The following is a 15,962-nucleotide window of genomic DNA, read 5'->3' as shown; positions in this document are numbered from 1 at the left end:
ATCTACACAGCTGCGAATGGATTAAAAACCTCCAATCCAAGCGCATTGAAATCCGCCACATTTCGAGTGGCAACGATTAGCCCGTGTACCTTCGCTATCGCAGCGGTCATTGCGCCTTCATAGATCGTATCGGACTTCCACTTCCTGTGCATGAGTCGCGCCCACGCTCTGAACGCCGCCGTATCCATCGGCAAGATGTTATTAGCTCCAGCCACCAACTCCAGCAAGGCCTCAATCTCATTGGCTTTGTCAGGGTCTTGCTCTCGCGTCAGCTCAATACTTGCTTGTATCTCGCCAAGTGTCACAGCAGACAAATACAGCTGGGCTTCATCTATTGATTCCAGTCGAGATGTGCCACCTCGAATAGCAGGACTCGTTAACGCAAATGGCCACACTGATCGAGCCCGAGATTCAAAGGTAGTAATGTGATGCCCAGAGCTTGATCCAGCGGAGCCTTAGCCCATACTTCAAAAGTCGTACGAATACGCGTACGATAAAGGCTCATCGGGAGCAAAAACATGAACACCCTTACTGCCAGTGAAGCACGCTCAAACCTGTACCGACTCATGGATCAGGCAGCCGAGTCACACCAACCGATCGTTATTTCAGGCAAGCGCAACAGTTCTGTGCTGATCTCGGCAGAAGACTGGGAGGCAATTCAGGAGACGCTGTATCTCCTGTCTGTTCCAGGCATGCGTGAATCCATCAAGCAGGGCATGGATGAACCCGTTGAAGATTGCGCCAAGGAACTTGGCTGGTGAGCTGGCAGCTTGTTTATACCAAGCAAGCTCAGAAAGATGCAGAGAAACTGGCAGCTGCAGGTTTGAAGGAAAAAGCCAAAACCTTACTCGGCATCGTTGCAGACAATCCGTTTCAGAACCCTCCCCCGTATGAAAAGCTGGTCGGCGACCTTGCCGGGGCCTACTCACGGCGCATCAATATTCAGCATCGCCTCGTGTACCAGGTGTTAGAGGCGGAGCATGTGGTGAAGGTTCTGCGACTCTGGTCGCATTACGAATAAACACTGAATCAACCCACCACCAACGACCACCCCAATCCCAACAGCCCTGCCCCCAGAATCACCTGCATGACACTGCGCTGATAGCGGAACAGCGCCAGCGCCGCCAAACCAGCAATCACGATCGAGCCCCAATCAGCGCTGGCGAGCACGCCGCCAGCGACGCCTTTTGGCCAGAACACATGCCAGGCAAAGAACAGCGCGAGGTTGACGATGACGCCGACCACGGCGGCCGTGATCGCGGTTAGTGGTGCGGTGAACTTGAGGTCATCGTGCGTGGATTCGACCAGCGGGCCGCCGGCGAGAATGAACAGGAACGAGGGCAAAAAGGTGAACCAGGTCACCAGGCAGGCGGCGACAGCGCCGGCCAGAAACAGCTGATCCGGGCCGAACACGGCCTTCACGTAGCCGCCGACAAAGGCCACGAACGCGACCACCATGATCAGCGGGCCGGGCGTGGTTTCGCCGAGCGCGAGGCCGTCGATCATTTGCGTGGGCGTGAGCCAGCCGTAGTGCGTGACCGCGCCCTGATAGACATAGGGCAGCACGGCATAGGCACCGCCGAAGGTCATCAGCGCGGCGGTGGTGAAGAACCAGGCCATCTGCGTGAGCGTGCCATCCCAGCCTTGCGTGAGCGTGAGCGCGGCCATGGGCAGCAGCCAGAGCAGCGCGCCGACGGCGACGACTTTGAGCAGGCCCATCCAGCGGAAACGGGCGTGCTCGGGCGTCGGAGTATCGTCGTCGATCAGAGCCGGCGCCGTGCGCGCCTTGACCTTGCCGCCATGGCCGCCGCCGAGCGCGAAGGCATCCGGCAGATAGCGCCCGCCGAGCCAGCCGAGCGCGGCGGCCGTGATCACGATGAGCGGGAACGGTAGCTGTAACGCAAAAATGGCGACAAAGGCGGCGGCAGCGATGGCCCAGAGCCAGCCGTTCTTCAGCGCCCGCGAGCCGATGCGATGCGCGGCCTGCAAGACGATAGCTGTGACCGCCGGCTTGATGCCGTAGAAGATGCCGGCGACGACCGGTAGCTCACCAAACGCGAGATAGATCCACGACAGCGCGATCAGGATGAACAGCGATGGCAGCACGAACAGTGCGCCGGCAGCGATGCCGCCCCAGGTACGGTGCATGAGCCAGCCGATGTAGGTCGCCAGCTGTTGCGCCTCCGGCCCCGGCAGCACCATGCAGTAGTTCAGCGCGTGCAAAAAGCGGCGCTCGGACAGCCAGCGTCGGCGTTCGACCAGCTCTTGATGCATGAGCGCGATCTGCCCGGCCGGGCCGCCGAAGCTGATGAAGCCGAGCTTGAACCAGAAGCCGAGGGCCTCGCGAAAAGAAACCGGCGCTGGCGCGCTCATGGCTGGTGCGTTCGTGGCTGGTGTATTCATGGCTGGGCCTTGAAGCCGCGCACGACCAAGATCAGCGCCTGCTTTTCTTCCGCACTGAGGCTGTCTTCAAACGACGGCATGATGCGCGGGCCAGAATTTATCTTGTCGAGAATATAGGCATCACTTTTGGCGCGCTGCCAATCGGCGCTGGTGAAGTTGCGGGCAAAATACAGATAGCCTCGGAAGCTGTCGGCGGCACCGGAAACGCCGTGGCATTTGGCGCAGTTTTCCTGATACAGCGCCGGGCCATCCACCGCCGCATGCGCCGGCAGGCAGGCCAGCAATGTCATCCCTAAAAAGATTTTCGCGTTCATTGTCATGCTCTCGGGATCAGGCCATAGGCCTTGATTGACTCATCGCCGATAATCATACCTACTAAAATCACGAACCTGACATTGGCAAACCCACAACTCATGGCCAGCAACGAAGAAATCTCCCGCCGCGACCTCAAGCATGTCTGGCACCCCTGCACGCAGATGCACGATCACGAGCAGCTGCCGCTGGTGCCGATTCGCCGTGGCGAGGGCATCTGGCTGGAGGACTTCGACGGCAAGCGCTACATGGACGCGATCAGTTCGTGGTGGGTCAATCTCTTCGGGCATGCCCACCCCGAGCTCAACGCCGCGCTCCGGCAGCAGGCCGATACGCTGGAACATGTCATCCTCGCCGGCTTCACCCACGAGGCCATCGTCGAGCTCAGCGAGCGCCTGGTCGCGCTGGCCCCGCCCGGCCTGAGCAAATGTTTTTATGCCGACAACGGCAGCTCCGGCATCGAGGTCGCGCTGAAGATGAGCCTGCATGCCTGGCGCAACCTCGGGCAAGCGGGCAAGACGCGCTTCATCGCGCTGGAAAACAGCTATCACGGCGAGACCATCGGCGCGCTCGGCGTCACCGACATTCCGCTGTTCTCAGAGACGTATCGGCCGATGCTGCAGCCGCCGTTGCGAGCACCCTCGCCCGCCAGCCGCCTGCCCAATGAATCTCCGATCGACGCTGCCCGCCGTGCCATGGCCGCGATGGAGCTGCTGCTCGCCGAGCATGCGCACGAGGTCGCCGCCGTCATCGTCGAGCCCCTGATTCAGGGCGCGGCCGGCATGCGCATGTACGACCCCATTTACCTGACGCTGTTGCGCGAGGCCTGCGACCGCCACGGTGTGCACCTCATTGCCGATGAAATCGCTGTCGGCTTCGGCCGCACCGGTACGCTCTTCGCCTGCGAACAGGCCAACATCACGCCCGACTTTCTGGTGCTGTCCAAAGGTCTGACGGCGGGCTATCTGCCGATGTCGGTGGTGATGACGCACGAGCGCATCTACGAAATCTTCTACGACCGCTACGACACGCTGAAGGGCTTTCTGCACTCGCACAGTTACACCGGCAATGCCCTCGCGGCACGCGTTGCGCTGGCCTCGCTGGACCTGTTCGCGCGTGACGATGTGATAGCTCAGAACCGCGAGCGTTCACGGGTGATGGCCGAGGCGCTGAAGCCGCTGCACGATCATCCGCAGGTGCTGGAAGTCCGGCAGACGGGCATGGTCGCCGCCATCGAGCTAGTGCGCGACAAGGCCACGCGCACGCCCTACGACTGGCGCGAGCGACGCGGCCTGGCAATCTTCCAGGCGGCGCTGAAACGCGGCCTGCTGCTGCGGCCCATCGGCAATGTGGTGTACTTCATGCCGCCCTACATCATCACCCCGGAACAGATTCGCTGGATGGTCGCGACGGCGGCGGAGGCCATTGATGAGGGTCTGCGTGCGCCGGCGGGGATGGGGTCGGAGCGTGGGCCGGCAATGGCTTAAGAAATTTTCAAGCCAACACGCTTTTTCTTGCCTACACTTGTCAAAGACTTCGTGTCATCGAATAACTTGGCTAATCGACTTGGTGGACATCGCCATGAATACAAAACTGCTCATTGATTCCGCATTGAAGCTATCTCCAGCAGAGCGTTTCACGTTGATCGACGAACTCATGAACAGCCTAGATCGCCCCGATCCATCTATTGACCGCTTGTGGGTCAAAGAGGCTGAACTGCGCTTGGCAGAACATCGTGCTGGACGAGTTAGTGGCATTTCAGCCAGTGATGTTGTCGGTGAATTCTAGTGCGCGTGGAGTTCTCGCCTCAAGCCAAGGCAGAGTTTGAGGATGGCGAGCGCTACTATGAGCAACAACTACTCGGTTTGGGCATGCGCTTTCGCAAAGATACTCGTGATGCCTTGGCTCGATTACGCCACTGGCCATTGGCAGCACCTATAGAGCACAACGAAATTCGGCGGCTCCTACTAAGCCGCTTTCCGTACAAGCTGCTGTACTCTGTTGAGCCTGACTATATCTACATTATTGCGGTCGCTCACTTACATCGCGCACCAAACTACTGGACAGCCGAGCCGCGCAAATGACCCGCCTTTACGCACCCCTGCCCTACGCCCTCGACACCGAATTCGATCTACCCGAAGACGCCCACCATCACTGGATTCGCGTCCTCCGCGCACGTCTCGGTGACACCGCGGAACTCTTCGATGGTGCCGGCCACGCCGCACGTGTCGAGCTCATCGACATCCACAAGCGTGGCGCCCGTGTGCGCGTGCTCGCACTCAATGCCAGCGCCAACGAGTCACCGCTGCACACCCATCTCGGCCAGGTCATGAGCAAGGGCGAGCGCCTCGATTACGCGCTGCAAAAAGCCGTGGAGCTGGGCGTCAGCGAGATTACGCTGCTGACCAGCGAGCGCTGCGAGCTGAAGCTGCGCGGCGAGGAGCGAGCAGACAAAAAGCTGGCGCACTGGCAGCGCGTGATGATCGGTGCCTGCGAGCAAAGCGGCCGCAATACGCTGCCGCTGTTGCACGGCCCGATTAGCGTGGCCGACTGGCAAGTGCAGGTGCAGGCCGAGCAGAAGTGGGTGCTGGCACCGGCGGTGACGGGTGGGCCGCAAGCCTCAGCCCAAAGCCCTGCCAGCGTGGCGCTGCTCATCGGCCCCGAAGGCGGCCTTAGCGAGGGAGAGATCCAAGCGGCACAACAGGCGGGCTTCCAGCCCTGGCAGCTTGGCCCGCGCGTGTTGCGCACGGAAACCGCGCCGGTCGCAGCCCTCAGTGTGTTGCAGCTGCTCTACGGCGACTACAAGACCCATCAGTAGGTGTAATTCACACCCATCGTCAGCTCGAACTGGCGCATGTCCAGCGTGATGTCCTGATCGCCCGCATCAACCCCGGCATTGATGGTCTGACCCCCGCTGAGCAGTTGCACATTGCTCAGCGGGTTCTTGCCTTTCACCGGATTCGGCGGCGCATACATGAAGCTCAAATCTAGCCCCAGCTTCTTGCTCGCCTGCCAGGCCGTGCCCACGGTGTAGTGCTTCTCAATCACGCCCGGCGCGAGGATGTTGAACAGCCCTTCGCTGGATGGAATCGGCTGCTCGGTCTGGCTGTAGCCGGCGCGCCATTTCCAGTCGCCCTGCTGATACTGATAGCCCACTTTCACCACTGAAACATCCTGCCAGCCGAAGCCGGGGCCGCCATCCGCACCGAGGCAAGCTGAACTCGCCGCCGTGCTGCCGGTCAAGCGCGGCAAAGCGCAATCATTAACGAAGCGATTCGGGTCCAGCGGCAGACCAACCGAGGCGATGTCGTTGAAGTTGATGCGCTGGTAATCGAGCAGGATGCGCTGGTTCGGCGTCGGCTTCAGCGCCAGCCCGAGGTTCCAGGTCGATGGAATATCAAAGTCGCCCTGCTCGGCGAACAAGCCTTCGTATTTCTTGAAGCGCGACATGCGGATGCGCGACTGCCAGGATGCGCCGGCATCGAGACCGGGCAGCAACTCCGTCTGCACGCCAAGGCGGAAGCCGCCGCCGTAGGAGAAGTCATAGCCTTGATCCGATACACGATCCGGACTGTTGGAGAAGGCACCGAAGGCCTGCAAACCCTTGGCCTCGAAGCGCTGCGCGGCGAAGATCGGCGACACACCAAAGGCGGTTTTCTCCCCGACCTTGACCGAGATATTCGGCGCCACAAAGAGCTGGATCAGATCTACCGAGGCCGTACCGTTGCCATTGCCGCAGAAACCCAGCAGGTCGGCATTGCCGGCCGCCGGCGCGCCGCCGCCAAAGACACCCCGGCAACGACTCACGGTCGGTGCCTGCCCCAAGACGCCACCCAGCAAGGTGCTGAGCGGGCTGCCCGAAGAGCCGGCCTTGAAGAAACTGGCGGTACTTTCACCCTCTTTATAGACCGTGTTCAGACCGCCATTGCCGTAGACCGCCAAGCCCACCGTGGTGATGTCATCGAGCGGTTTCACGAAGGCAAAACCGGGGATGGCAAACAGGTTGTGCTGGCTTTCCACCGTGCCCGGTTCGATGCCGACAATGCCAAGGCCGAGCGCGCCCGGCTGCGTCGTGCCAGCCGTGTATTCGCGCAGGGGCACGAACAGGCTGAGATTGAGATCCCAGCGCTCATCAACAAACGCGGTGCCAGCCGGGTTGATGGTGCTGATCAGGGCATCCGACGGATTCGCTGTGCCGGCACCGCCGAGCGCCCGCTGCGAGGCGCTGTAGCCGTGGGCAAAATAACCGTTGGTTGCCTGCGCCGCAGCCGGCAGCAGGAGCGTGGCCAATACCGCCAGACGCTGAATGTTCGTCACCTTGCCCACAACCCTCACCTCATTTTTGTGCTGGAAAAAGATGCGCTTTGCGTGGGTGAAGCCAAAGCTCATGCCCCGGTGTCAGATCGGCATCGCCACCATCTAAGCCAAAGCCGTCACGGCTAGACAGCTCGATCTCGAGCAAACGGTCGCCATGCGCCAGATCGAGCTGCCAGCGCGGACCGACCGCACGGATATCGCGCAGGATCACGGACTGGCTGCCGTCCACGGCATGATGCGACAGGCTCCAGTCGCTGGGTCGCACATAGGCTACGCCAGCACCATCGGCACGCGCGGGCGCGGGCAACTGCCAGCCCAGCACATCGGCACGACCGGCCGTGATATGCGCCGGCAGCTTATTCGCTTGGCCAAGAAATTCAACCACAAACGGGGACGCCGGCTGGTGATAGACCTCGGCCGGCGAACCGACCTGCTCAATGTTGCCGCGATTGAGCACGACCACGCGATCGGCCACTTCCAGCGCCTCTTCCTGATCGTGCGTCACGAACACGGACGTGATGTGCAGCTCATCATGGAGACGACGGAGCCAACGACGCAGCTCCTTGCGCACTTGCGCATCGAGGGCACCGAAGGGCTCGTCGAGCAGCAGCACGCGCGGCTCCACGGCCAAGGCACGCGCCAAGGCAATACGCTGACGCTGGCCGCCGGAGAGCTGGCTGGGATAGCGATCCGCCAGCCAATCGAGCTGCACCAGTTGCAGCAGCTCGGTGACCTTGGCCTTGATGAACTCATTGCTCGGGCGCTGCTTGCGCGGTCGCACACGCAGACCGAAAGCGACATTTTCGAACACCGTCAGGTGGCGGAACAGCGCGTAATGCTGAAACACGAAGCCGACCTGGCGTTCGCGCACCGGCGTCTCCGTGGTGTCTTCGCCGTGGAAAGACAAGCGACCGCTGTCGGCCGTTTCCAACCCAGCGATGATGCGCAGCAAGGTGGTCTTGCCGCAGCCGGATGGCCCCAGCAACGCCACCAGCTCACCGCTGGCAATCTCCAGATTGACTTCATTGAGCGCCTGAAAGGCACCGAAGTGCTTGCTAACGGACTCGATGGCAATGCTCATGCCTGTTTCTCCTCAATACTGTTTGGCGCTGGCGTTGGGCCAGACTCCTGAAAACCGCTGGACTGTGCCGCCAGCTCCGCGCTCATGCGCCATTCCACATAGGACTTCACGGCCAGCGTGACCAGCGCCAGCAGCGCCAGCAGGGTGGCCACGGCAAACGCCGCGACGAACTGATACTCGTTGTAGAGAATCTCGATGTGCAGCGGCATGGTGTTGGTCAGGCCACGAATATGACCAGACACCACCGATACCGCACCGAACTCGCCCATGGCTCGCGCATTACACAGAATCACGCCGTAGAGCAGACCCCACTTGATGTTGGGCAGGGTCACGCGCAGAAAGGTCGCGAAGCCGCTGGCGCCGAGCGTGATCGCCGCTTCCTCTTCATCCGAACCCTGGGCCTGCATGAGCGGAATCAGCTCCCGCGCCACAAACGGGAAGGTCACGAACAGCGTCGCCAGCACAATGCCCGGCACCGCGAACAAGACCTGAATGTCGTTCTCCGCCAGCCACGCACCAAAGCTGCTGTGGATGCCAAAGATGAGCACAAAGACCAGACCGGCGATTACCGGCGACACCGCAAACGGCAGGTCGATCAGCGTGATCAGGAAGGACTTGCCACGAAACTCGAACTTGGCGATAGCCCATGCCGCCGCCACGCCGAAGACAACATTGACCGGCACGGCGATGGCCGCAGCCAGCAGCGTGAGCCGGATTGCCGACCAGGCATCGGGATCATCGAACGCCGCCAAATACGCGCCCCAGCCTTGCCGCAAGGCTTCGGTAAAGACCGCAATCAGCGGCACAAACAGAAATAGGGCAAGAAACGTAAAAACCAAACTGAGCAGTACAACGCGCACCCACAATGGGTCACGCAGGGCCGCCGACTTCTTGCCGGGAATGGATACCAGAGCCATGACTTAAACTCCCCGTCCGCCGCGTTGGCGGACCCAGGCTTGCAAACTGTTGATGAGCAGTAGCAACACGAAGGAAATGACCAGCATGACGGCCGCAATGGCGGTCGCACCGGCGTAGTTGTATTGCTCCAACTGGGTCACGATCAGCAGCGGCGCGATCTCCGACACCATCGGCATATTGCCGGCGATGAAGATCACCGAACCGTACTCGCCGATGGCGCGGGCAAAGGCCAGCGCAAAGCCGGTGATCAGCGCCGGCAGCACCGCTGGCCAAATCACCGCGACAAAAGTCTGCCAGCGGCTGGCACCGAGGCTGGCGGCAGCCTCTTCCAGCTCCGTCTCCAGATCGGCCAGCACCGGCTGAACTGTGCGCACCACGAACGGCAGACCGATGAAGGTCAGCGCCACCACAATCCCGGCTGGCGTGAACGCGACCTGAATGCCATGCGGCTCCAGGATGCTGCCGAACCAGCCGTTGCCCGCGTAAAGCGCAGTCAGCGCGATGCCAGCAACCGCTGTCGGCAAGGCAAAGGGCAGATCCACCAGCGCATCCACGATGCGACGGCCGGGGAAGGAATAACGCACCAGCACCCAGGCCACGAGGAAACCGAAGAAGGCGTTGATCACGGCCGCAAGGAAGGCCGTGCCAAAGCTAATTTTGTAAGCCGAGAGTACGCGTGGCGAAAAAATGATGGTGCTAAATTCCTCCCACGTCATGCCGGCTGTTTTCAAGAACAGACCGGCCAGCGGGATCAGCACCAGCAGGCTCAGGTAGACCACGCTGTAGCCCAGCGTAAGGCCAAAGCCAGGCAAGACGCGCCTGGCTTTGCGGGGCACCGCGATATCAGGTACAGAACTTGCCATCAACGCAGACCTGCGGAATAGATGCTGTCAAACACGCCGCCATCGGCAAAGTGCTTGTCCTGAGCTTTCTGCCAGCCACCAAAGGTCTTGATGTCGAACAGCTTCACGTTGGTGAACTGCTTGGCGTACTTGGCCGCCACGGCTGGGTCACGCGGACGGTAGTAGTTCTTGGCCGCAATTTCCTGACCTTCGGCACTGTATAGATAGTCGAGATAGGCTTTGGCCACCACGGTATTACCCTTTTTCGCAGCGACACGATCAACCACCGCCACCGGCGGCTCGGCGAGGATGCTTACCGACGGCACCACGATGTCGAACTTGTCCGGCCCCAGCTCACGCGTGGCCAAGTAAGCCTCGTTTTCCCAGGACAAGAACACGTCACCAATGCCGCGCTCGGTGAAGGTGGTGAGTGCGCCGCGAGCCCCGGTATCGAGCACCGGCACATTGCGGAACAGCTTGCTGACAAACTCCTTTGCGCTGGCCTCGTTGCCGTTCGGCTGCTGCAGGGCATAGCCCCAAGCGGCGAGGTAGTTCCAGCGCGCGCCACCAGAGGTTTTGGGGTTCGGAGTAACTACCTTTACACCCGGCTTAACGATATCGCCCCAGTCCTTGATGTGCTTGGGATTACCCTTACGCACCAGAAACACAATCGTGGAGGTATAGGGTGAGCTGTTGAATTTGTAACGACTCTCCCAGTTCGGGTCGAGTAACTTAGCCTTCTCAGCGATGACATCGATGTCGTAGGCCAGTGCCAATGTCACTACGTCGGCATTGAGACCGTCGATCACCGAACGCGCCTGCTTGCCGGAGCCACCATGCGATTGGCGAATAGACACGGTATCGCCAGTCTTTTTCTGCCAGTATTTGGCGAAGGCGGCGTTGTAGTCCTGATACAGCTCACGCGTTGGGTCGTAGGAAACGTTGAGCAGGCTGTAGTCTTTGGCAGCTACAGCGCCGCTGAACAGCGTGGTGGCCAAGGCGGCCGCGAGGCTTACTTTACGAAATGACATGGTGTTCTCCAGTCGGTCAGCTGCGGACGTGCAGCGAATGGAGGCATCCTAGTCAGATGTTTTTAATCTTAAAATACTGTTTTTTCATATTTATAGAACTTTTAGTGCTATAAGAAGCGCCGCCATCATATATTCAAAATGAATAACTAAATTCATATTTATTCTTTTTAAATCTCAAAAAGAGCCGGCATGCTTGCCTCCATCAAAACCTGATCGGAGTTTCAAGATGTCTGTTTATACCGCTGCACCACGCCTGCTGGCACTTGCTGCCGCCATCTCTGCCTCGTCTGCCTGGGCGGCCGAACCATTTAGCAACGACGCCAATCGCGTTGCCGAGCTCGAACAGCGCCTGCTGATTTTGGAGCGTAAGCTCGAAATCCAGACCGAAGAAAGCGACAAGAAAGCAAAAGATACTCCGGTCGTAAGCGCGGGCGACAGGGGCTTCGGCATCAAGAGTGCCAAGGGCGATTACGAAATCAAATTCAGTGCCGTGGCTCAAGCGGACTATCGCGCCTTCCTTAGTGATGACCCTGTTGCTGCTGGCGCAACCGGTAAGCTCCAAGATGGCTTTGTATTACGCCGTATCCGTCCCACCATTTCTGGCAACCTCGGCAAACTCGTTGCCTTTCGATTTACACCTGAGTTCGCTGGAAGTGGCTTCGGTGACGCTTCAGGCAACAGCATTGTTGATGCGTATGTTGACTTGAAGTTCTCGCCCAAAGCCTCTGTGCGTATCGGCAAGCAAAAAGGACCTGTTGGCATCGAACGCTTGCAGTCAGGCTCGGCACTTCCCTTGATTGAGCGCGGCTTAACCACCGAACTGGTGCCCAATCGCGATATTGGCGTGGCAGTATTTGGCGAACTCGCCAATAAAACCGTCAACTATTCTGTTGGGGTATTCAACGGCACGGCAGATGGTCGTGATGTCTCCGTTGCCGATGATTCGGGGAAAGAGCTCGAAGGCCGTATCTTCCTCACGCCATTTAAGAATGATTACAGCCCCTTGGCAGGGCTTGGCTTTGGTGTTTCAGGCACTTACGGAACCAAGCACTCGTCACAAGGTAATACCGCAAACGCTAACAACACACTGGCGCGATATCGCTCTTTTGGTCAGCAACTAATCTTTGGTTATGAGACCGGCGTAGTTGCGGAAGGTAAGCACACACGCCTTGCGCCCCAAATTTCCTTCTACAAAGACTCCCTTGGCGTCGTTGGCGACTACGTGGTGTCGCAGCAGGAGGTAGTACGCAGCACCAACCAAGCCAAGTTAAAAAATGATGCGTACTCCATCACGGCAAGTTATGTGCTGACCGGCGAAGACGCTTCGTTTAACGGCGTCACACCCGGCAATAACTTTACGTTAAATGGTGAAGGCTGGGGCGCCCTAGAAGCAGTAGCACGCATCGGTCAATTGAGAATTGATGACGACGCTTTTGTAGGCAGCAACGCCTTACGTTTCGCTAATCCACAAACCTCTGCCAGCAAAGCCAAAAACTATGTGGTTGGCGTGAACTGGTACTTAAACAAAAACGTGAAACTGTCCACCAACTACAGCGATACCCGCTTTGATGGCGGGGCAAACGGTGGTGGTGCTGTTGTTGCCGATCGCGATGCTGAAAAGGCCCTCTTCACCCGCGTTCAGCTCAGCTACTAAGCCTCTCACTTTCCGGAGATCCCATCATGGCGGGCATTTGAATGCGCAAAGCCAGCTTGGCGACTGGCCGACAGGACAGATTTTGCTGCATGATCTGGTTTGGCGCTGACGCCGATACTAAGCTCGGCATGGCGCACTCTTCTTTGTTCCCTCTCAGGAGCTTTCCGATGTGCCAGCTGCTGGGCATGAATGCCAATGTGCCCACCGACATCTGCTTTTCCTTCAGCGGCTTCCGCCAGCGCGGCGGTCTCACCGACCATCATGCCGATGGCTGGGGCATCGGCTTTTTCGAGGATGCCGGCTGCCGCTTGTTCATCGACACCGAAGCCAGCGTGACCTCGCCGATTGCCGCGCTGGTGAGCGCTTACCCGATACGCTCGCGTCAGGTCATCGCGCATATTCGCAAGGCCACGCAAGGGCAGACGCTGCTGCAGAACACGCACCCGTTTCAGCGCGAACTCGGTGGCCGCTACTGGCTGTTCGCACACAATGGTGACCTCAAGGATTTTGTGGCGACGCCCGGCCCGGTGCGTCCGGTAGGCGATACCGACAGCGAAATGGCGTTCTGCCATCTGCTTAATCAGATCCTGCTGAGCTGCTCGGATGGCCGGCCCAGTGACGAAGAGCTGCTCACGGTGGTGACGCGCGTGGCCGGCGAGATTGCCCGCCATGGCACCTTCAATTTTCTGCTGTCCAACGGCGACTGGCTGCTCGCACATTGCTCCACGCTGCTGACCTGGATCGTGCGCGAGGCCCCGTTTTCGGTGGCACATCTGAGCGATGAAGATGTGAGTGTGGATTTCAGTGAGCACACCGGGCCGGACGATCGCGTGGCCGTGATCGCCACCGCGCCGCTCACCGACAATGAAGTCTGGACGCCGGTCGCGCCCGGCACGCTGCTGATGTTTCGTGATGGCGCGCTGCAGGCGTCGATCAGTACCTCAGATCACGCCGTGGGTATGCCATTGAATCCGCACCACACTGCCGATGCCGGCACGACATCGGAAGCTTAGTCGTCCTGATGGCAAGCCCATCACCACCTCGCGCACAGCAGCCACGCCCCAGCCTCTGCCCGCCATCAAATCCGGCGTCTGGGCTGGCCGGGCCTGACCGCGACCATCATCGGCCACAACAAGGCTGAAATGCTCACCTCGGCGGCGCAAGCGCAGCCAGACTTGTAGGCGCTCGGGCTTGCCATCAGCGAGCCGGACATCGCCTGATTCGCCGCCATGCACCAGCGCATTACGGAGTAATTGCGGCCAGACATCCCAGAGCAACGCATGGCTACTCGGCCAGTGCGGGTCGAGCTGAAGATGCAACGTCGCGGGCTGACTGCCCAACCTGACTTGCGCGGCGAAGCTTTCGCGCAAAGCGCGGCGCAGGCTTTCCGGGGAAGTCGCGACTGGCAACTTGCCTGCATCGTCCAGCCACGGCATCAACGCCGCAGAAAGCACAGGCCAGCAACCCAGCGCCTCCACTTGCTGACCCGACTGTAAATGGCTTTCGAGATCGTGCAGCGCCTGCGCCACAGCATCGGCGGAGACCGTGAGCGCCGCGCCCTTGAGCAAATGCACGGCATGGCGCAGCGGCGTCAGCGCCGACTCATCGCCCGCTTGCCAGCGCTGCCAATGTGCCGTGATCGTGACATGCAGTCGCTGCGCCTGCTGGCGAAAAAGACTCGTCAGCGTGGCATCGCTCATGTGAGGTGCGGCCAGGCATCGAACAGCAATTTGCTGCCGATGAGCACGGTGAGAACTTCGAACGAGCGCTTCACCAAGCCATTGCCGTGGCTATGCGCGAGATGCGCACCGACATAACCGCCAAGGAAGGATCCAAGCAATAACGCCGGCAGCCAATCCCAGCGCACCGGCGCTTGTTGCGCGATGAACCACGCACCCGTGCCGTTCCAGAACAGGCCAACCAAGATGAGCGTGTAGGTCACCGCTCGCGTGTAGTCCAGGCCAAACCAGCGCACCAGCCAGATCGTCACAAACAGGCCCGTGCCCGAGGTCAGCGAACCGTTGAGCACGCCGATGCCAAACAACACGCCACCGCCAATGAGCAGGCCGAGACGGTCGGTATGCTGCACGGCATGGACCTTGCCCAGCTGTGGCCGCGCCATGGAGTAAGCGCCCAACCCCAGCGTCAGCACACCCAGTGCTGCACGCGCCCAGGCCTCAGGAATTTGCAGAATGATTTGTGTACCTAGCCAGACACCGGGCAAGCCAGCCAGCAAAATGAAGCCGGCAAAGCGCCAGTTGATCGGCTCAGCCCGCAGATGCCGCAGCGTCGCACCCAACCCCAGCGCCACGCTGGCAATCTTGTGCGTGGCCAGCGCCGTCGGAAACGCCAACCCAAGAAAGATCAGCACCGGCAGTTGCAGCAGCCCGGCACCGCCACCCGCCAGCGACGACAGCGTGTTGGCGACAAACGAAATCGCCAGCAGGCCGACCTGCTCCAGCACCGCCTCCGACATTATTTCTTGCGGGCGCGGTTGCTGATTAGCGTACCCATGCCTTCGTCCGTGAAGACTTCGAGCAGGCAGGCATGCGGCACACGACCGTCAATAATATGTGCCGATTGCACGCCGCCTTTTACCGCATCCAACGCGCAGGCGATCTTCGGCAACATGCCGCCGTAGATCGTGCCGTCGGCGATGAGTGCGTCCACATCCTTAGTGGTCAGGCCGGTCAGCACCTGCTTATTCTTGTCCATCACGCCGGGAATGTTGGTGAGCAAAATCAGCTTTTCAGCCTTCAGTGCCTCAGCCACTTTGCCTGCCACGAGGTCGGCGTTGATGTTGTACGACGCGCCATCGTCGCCCACGCCTACTGGCGCGATGACGGGAATGAAATCGCTGCCGAACATAAGCTCGAGCACGTCGGTCTTGATGCCGGCCACTTCGCCGACCTGACCGATATCGACTTCCTGCATCACACCGTCGGCATCTTTGTGCGACAGCGTCATGCGCTTGGCGCGGATCAGGTTGGCGTCTTTCCCGGTGAGACCAATGGCACGACCGCCGTTCTGGTTAATCAGATTGACGATGGACTTATTCACCAAGCCGCCGAGCACCATTTCCACCACATCCATGGTCTCGCTATCGGTGACGCGCATGCCGTCGATGAACTCAGACACCTTGCCGATTTTCTTCAACAAGTCACCAATTTGCGGACCACCGCCGTGCACCACCACCGGGTTCAGGCCAACGGTTTTCATCAGCACGATGTCGCGCGCAAACGAATGCTCCAGCTCCGGATCGGTCATGGCGTTGCCACCGTATTTGACCACGATGGTGGCGCCATTGAAGCGCTGAATATAGGGCAGTGCTTCGGTCAGAACCTTGGCAATGTTAAGAGCTGCATCTTGCGTGAGAGCCATGAGATATCTCGCGTTACTGAATA

The 15,962-nt window shown here is 59.9% G+C and carries 19 protein-coding genes; 8 read left to right on the top strand and 11 right to left on the bottom strand.

All coding sequences use genetic code 11. The features are described 5' to 3' along the window. Positions 1-2: 2 nt before the first annotated feature. Complete coding sequence (locus tag A8710_RS02725) at positions 3-395, bottom strand: PIN domain-containing protein (protein WP_068857928.1); 393 nt, start codon at positions 393-395, stop codon at positions 3-5. Between the two features lie 123 nt (positions 396-518). Between A8710_RS02725 and A8710_RS02720 the strand changes: the two genes are divergently transcribed. Both A8710_RS02720 and A8710_RS02715 read left to right on the top strand, forming a co-directional pair. Beyond that, a complete protein-coding gene (locus A8710_RS02720) occupies positions 519-761 on the top strand; it encodes a type II toxin-antitoxin system Phd/YefM family antitoxin (RefSeq protein WP_068857927.1) in 243 nt (80 codons plus the stop codon). Beyond that, the gene (locus A8710_RS02715; protein WP_068857926.1) at positions 758-1,021 is read left to right on the top strand and encodes a Txe/YoeB family addiction module toxin; all 264 of its coding nucleotides are present in this window, start codon (positions 758-760) and stop codon (positions 1,019-1,021) included. Before A8710_RS02720 ends, A8710_RS02715 begins: the two co-directional genes overlap by 4 nt. 8 nt (positions 1,022-1,029) lie before the next feature. On the opposite strand, the gene chrA is transcribed toward A8710_RS02715, so the two are convergent. Next, positions 1,030-2,373, bottom strand: a complete 1,344-nt coding sequence (gene chrA / locus A8710_RS02710) for a chromate efflux transporter (protein WP_227512982.1) — start codon at positions 2,371-2,373, stop codon at positions 1,030-1,032. 26 nt (positions 2,374-2,399) lie between these two features. Next, the gene (locus tag A8710_RS02705) at positions 2,400-2,717 is read right to left on the bottom strand and encodes a c-type cytochrome (RefSeq protein WP_068857924.1); all 318 of its coding nucleotides are present in this window, start codon (positions 2,715-2,717) and stop codon (positions 2,400-2,402) included. Between the two features lie 99 nt (positions 2,718-2,816). On the opposite strand from A8710_RS02705, the gene A8710_RS02700 reads away from it, so the two are divergent. The 4 genes from A8710_RS02700 (at position 2,817) to A8710_RS02685 (ending at position 5,533) form a co-directional block, all read left to right on the top strand. Next, positions 2,817-4,202, top strand: a complete 1,386-nt coding sequence (locus A8710_RS02700; protein WP_068857923.1) for an adenosylmethionine--8-amino-7-oxononanoate transaminase — start codon at positions 2,817-2,819, stop codon at positions 4,200-4,202. 94 nt (positions 4,203-4,296) lie between these two features. Continuing rightward, positions 4,297-4,503, top strand: a complete 207-nt coding sequence (locus A8710_RS02695) for an addiction module protein (RefSeq protein ID WP_068857922.1) — start codon at positions 4,297-4,299, stop codon at positions 4,501-4,503. Next, complete coding sequence (locus A8710_RS02690) at positions 4,503-4,799, top strand: type II toxin-antitoxin system RelE/ParE family toxin (protein ID WP_068857921.1); 297 nt, start codon at positions 4,503-4,505, stop codon at positions 4,797-4,799. The genes A8710_RS02695 and A8710_RS02690 overlap by 1 nt, the downstream gene beginning before the upstream one ends. Next, the gene (locus tag A8710_RS02685; protein ID WP_068857920.1) at positions 4,796-5,533 is read left to right on the top strand and encodes a 16S rRNA (uracil(1498)-N(3))-methyltransferase; all 738 of its coding nucleotides are present in this window, start codon (positions 4,796-4,798) and stop codon (positions 5,531-5,533) included. The genes A8710_RS02690 and A8710_RS02685 overlap by 4 nt, the downstream gene beginning before the upstream one ends. Here the strand turns inward: A8710_RS02685 and A8710_RS02680 are convergent. Genes A8710_RS02680 through A8710_RS02660 form a run of 5 tightly spaced genes read right to left on the bottom strand, consistent with a single transcriptional unit; the run spans position 5,527 to position 10,904 of the window. Then, complete coding sequence (locus tag A8710_RS02680; protein ID WP_068857919.1) at positions 5,527-7,041, bottom strand: OmpP1/FadL family transporter; 1,515 nt, start codon at positions 7,039-7,041, stop codon at positions 5,527-5,529. The two genes, A8710_RS02685 and A8710_RS02680, sit on opposite strands and share 7 nt — an antisense overlap. A 10-nt stretch (positions 7,042-7,051) precedes the next feature. Next, positions 7,052-8,113, bottom strand: coding sequence for a sulfate/molybdate ABC transporter ATP-binding protein (locus tag A8710_RS02675; protein WP_068857918.1), 1,062 nt, complete (start codon positions 8,111-8,113; stop codon positions 7,052-7,054). Next, complete coding sequence (cysW, locus tag A8710_RS02670) at positions 8,110-9,030, bottom strand: sulfate ABC transporter permease subunit CysW (RefSeq protein ID WP_068857917.1); 921 nt, start codon at positions 9,028-9,030, stop codon at positions 8,110-8,112. Before cysW ends, A8710_RS02675 begins: the two co-directional genes overlap by 4 nt. 3 nt (positions 9,031-9,033) lie before the next feature. Further along, positions 9,034-9,894, bottom strand: coding sequence for a sulfate ABC transporter permease subunit CysT (cysT, locus tag A8710_RS02665; RefSeq protein WP_068857916.1), 861 nt, complete (start codon positions 9,892-9,894; stop codon positions 9,034-9,036). Beyond that, on the bottom strand, positions 9,894-10,904 hold the full coding sequence (locus A8710_RS02660; protein WP_068857915.1) for a sulfate ABC transporter substrate-binding protein: 1,011 nt from the start codon (positions 10,902-10,904) through the stop codon (positions 9,894-9,896). Before A8710_RS02660 ends, cysT begins: the two co-directional genes overlap by 1 nt. A gap of 226 nt (positions 10,905-11,130) precedes the next feature. Between A8710_RS02660 and A8710_RS02655 the strand changes: the two genes are divergently transcribed. Both A8710_RS02655 and A8710_RS02650 read left to right on the top strand, forming a co-directional pair. Then, a complete protein-coding gene (locus tag A8710_RS02655; protein ID WP_068857914.1) occupies positions 11,131-12,558 on the top strand; it encodes an OprO/OprP family phosphate-selective porin in 1,428 nt (475 codons plus the stop codon). 167 nt (positions 12,559-12,725) lie between these two features. Next, positions 12,726-13,571, top strand: a complete 846-nt coding sequence (locus tag A8710_RS02650; RefSeq protein ID WP_068857913.1) for a class II glutamine amidotransferase — start codon at positions 12,726-12,728, stop codon at positions 13,569-13,571. On the opposite strand, the gene A8710_RS02645 is transcribed toward A8710_RS02650, so the two are convergent. From A8710_RS02645 to argB, 3 genes are read right to left on the bottom strand one after another with little or no spacing between them, the layout of a single operon-like run. Further along, positions 13,500-14,258: an Hpt domain-containing protein gene (locus tag A8710_RS02645; RefSeq protein ID WP_068857912.1), complete on the bottom strand. Its 759-nt coding sequence runs from the start codon at positions 14,256-14,258 to the stop codon at positions 13,500-13,502. The two genes, A8710_RS02650 and A8710_RS02645, sit on opposite strands and share 72 nt — an antisense overlap. Continuing rightward, entirely contained in the window at positions 14,255-15,034 is a 780-nt protein-coding gene (locus A8710_RS02640) for a sulfite exporter TauE/SafE family protein (protein ID WP_068857911.1), read from the bottom strand. Before A8710_RS02640 ends, A8710_RS02645 begins: the two co-directional genes overlap by 4 nt. Further along, positions 15,034-15,939: an acetylglutamate kinase gene (argB, locus tag A8710_RS02635; RefSeq protein ID WP_068857910.1), complete on the bottom strand. Its 906-nt coding sequence runs from the start codon at positions 15,937-15,939 to the stop codon at positions 15,034-15,036. Before argB ends, A8710_RS02640 begins: the two co-directional genes overlap by 1 nt. Between the last annotated feature and the right edge of the window lie 23 nt (positions 15,940-15,962).

The organism is Perlucidibaca aquatica, from assembly GCF_001676655.1.
Classification (GTDB): Bacteria; Pseudomonadota; Gammaproteobacteria; order Pseudomonadales; family Moraxellaceae; genus Perlucidibaca; species Perlucidibaca aquatica.
This window is presented reverse-complemented; position numbering and strand designations above follow the sequence as displayed.

Coding starts and splice junctions, on each gene's coding strand:
- A8710_RS02675 (WP_068857918.1), bottom strand. CDS start 8,113: ATGAGCATTGCCATCGAGTCCGTTAGCAAGCACTTCGGTGCCTTTCAG.
- A8710_RS02685 (WP_068857920.1), top strand. CDS start 4,796: ATGACCCGCCTTTACGCACCCCTGCCCTACGCCCTCGACACCGAATTC.
- A8710_RS02655 (WP_068857914.1), top strand. CDS start 11,131: ATGTCTGTTTATACCGCTGCACCACGCCTGCTGGCACTTGCTGCCGCC.
- A8710_RS02645 (WP_068857912.1), bottom strand. CDS start 14,258: ATGAGCGATGCCACGCTGACGAGTCTTTTTCGCCAGCAGGCGCAGCGA.
- A8710_RS02720 (WP_068857927.1), top strand. CDS start 519: ATGAACACCCTTACTGCCAGTGAAGCACGCTCAAACCTGTACCGACTC.
- chrA (WP_227512982.1), bottom strand. CDS start 2,373: ATGAGCGCGCCAGCGCCGGTTTCTTTTCGCGAGGCCCTCGGCTTCTGG.
- A8710_RS02695 (WP_068857922.1), top strand. CDS start 4,297: ATGAATACAAAACTGCTCATTGATTCCGCATTGAAGCTATCTCCAGCA.
- A8710_RS02640 (WP_068857911.1), bottom strand. CDS start 15,034: ATGTCGGAGGCGGTGCTGGAGCAGGTCGGCCTGCTGGCGATTTCGTTT.
- A8710_RS02700 (WP_068857923.1), top strand. CDS start 2,817: ATGGCCAGCAACGAAGAAATCTCCCGCCGCGACCTCAAGCATGTCTGG.
- A8710_RS02650 (WP_068857913.1), top strand. CDS start 12,726: ATGTGCCAGCTGCTGGGCATGAATGCCAATGTGCCCACCGACATCTGC.
- A8710_RS02660 (WP_068857915.1), bottom strand. CDS start 10,904: ATGTCATTTCGTAAAGTAAGCCTCGCGGCCGCCTTGGCCACCACGCTG.
- argB (WP_068857910.1), bottom strand. CDS start 15,939: ATGGCTCTCACGCAAGATGCAGCTCTTAACATTGCCAAGGTTCTGACC.
- cysW (WP_068857917.1), bottom strand. CDS start 9,030: ATGGCTCTGGTATCCATTCCCGGCAAGAAGTCGGCGGCCCTGCGTGAC.
- cysT (WP_068857916.1), bottom strand. CDS start 9,894: ATGGCAAGTTCTGTACCTGATATCGCGGTGCCCCGCAAAGCCAGGCGC.
- A8710_RS02705 (WP_068857924.1), bottom strand. CDS start 2,717: ATGAACGCGAAAATCTTTTTAGGGATGACATTGCTGGCCTGCCTGCCG.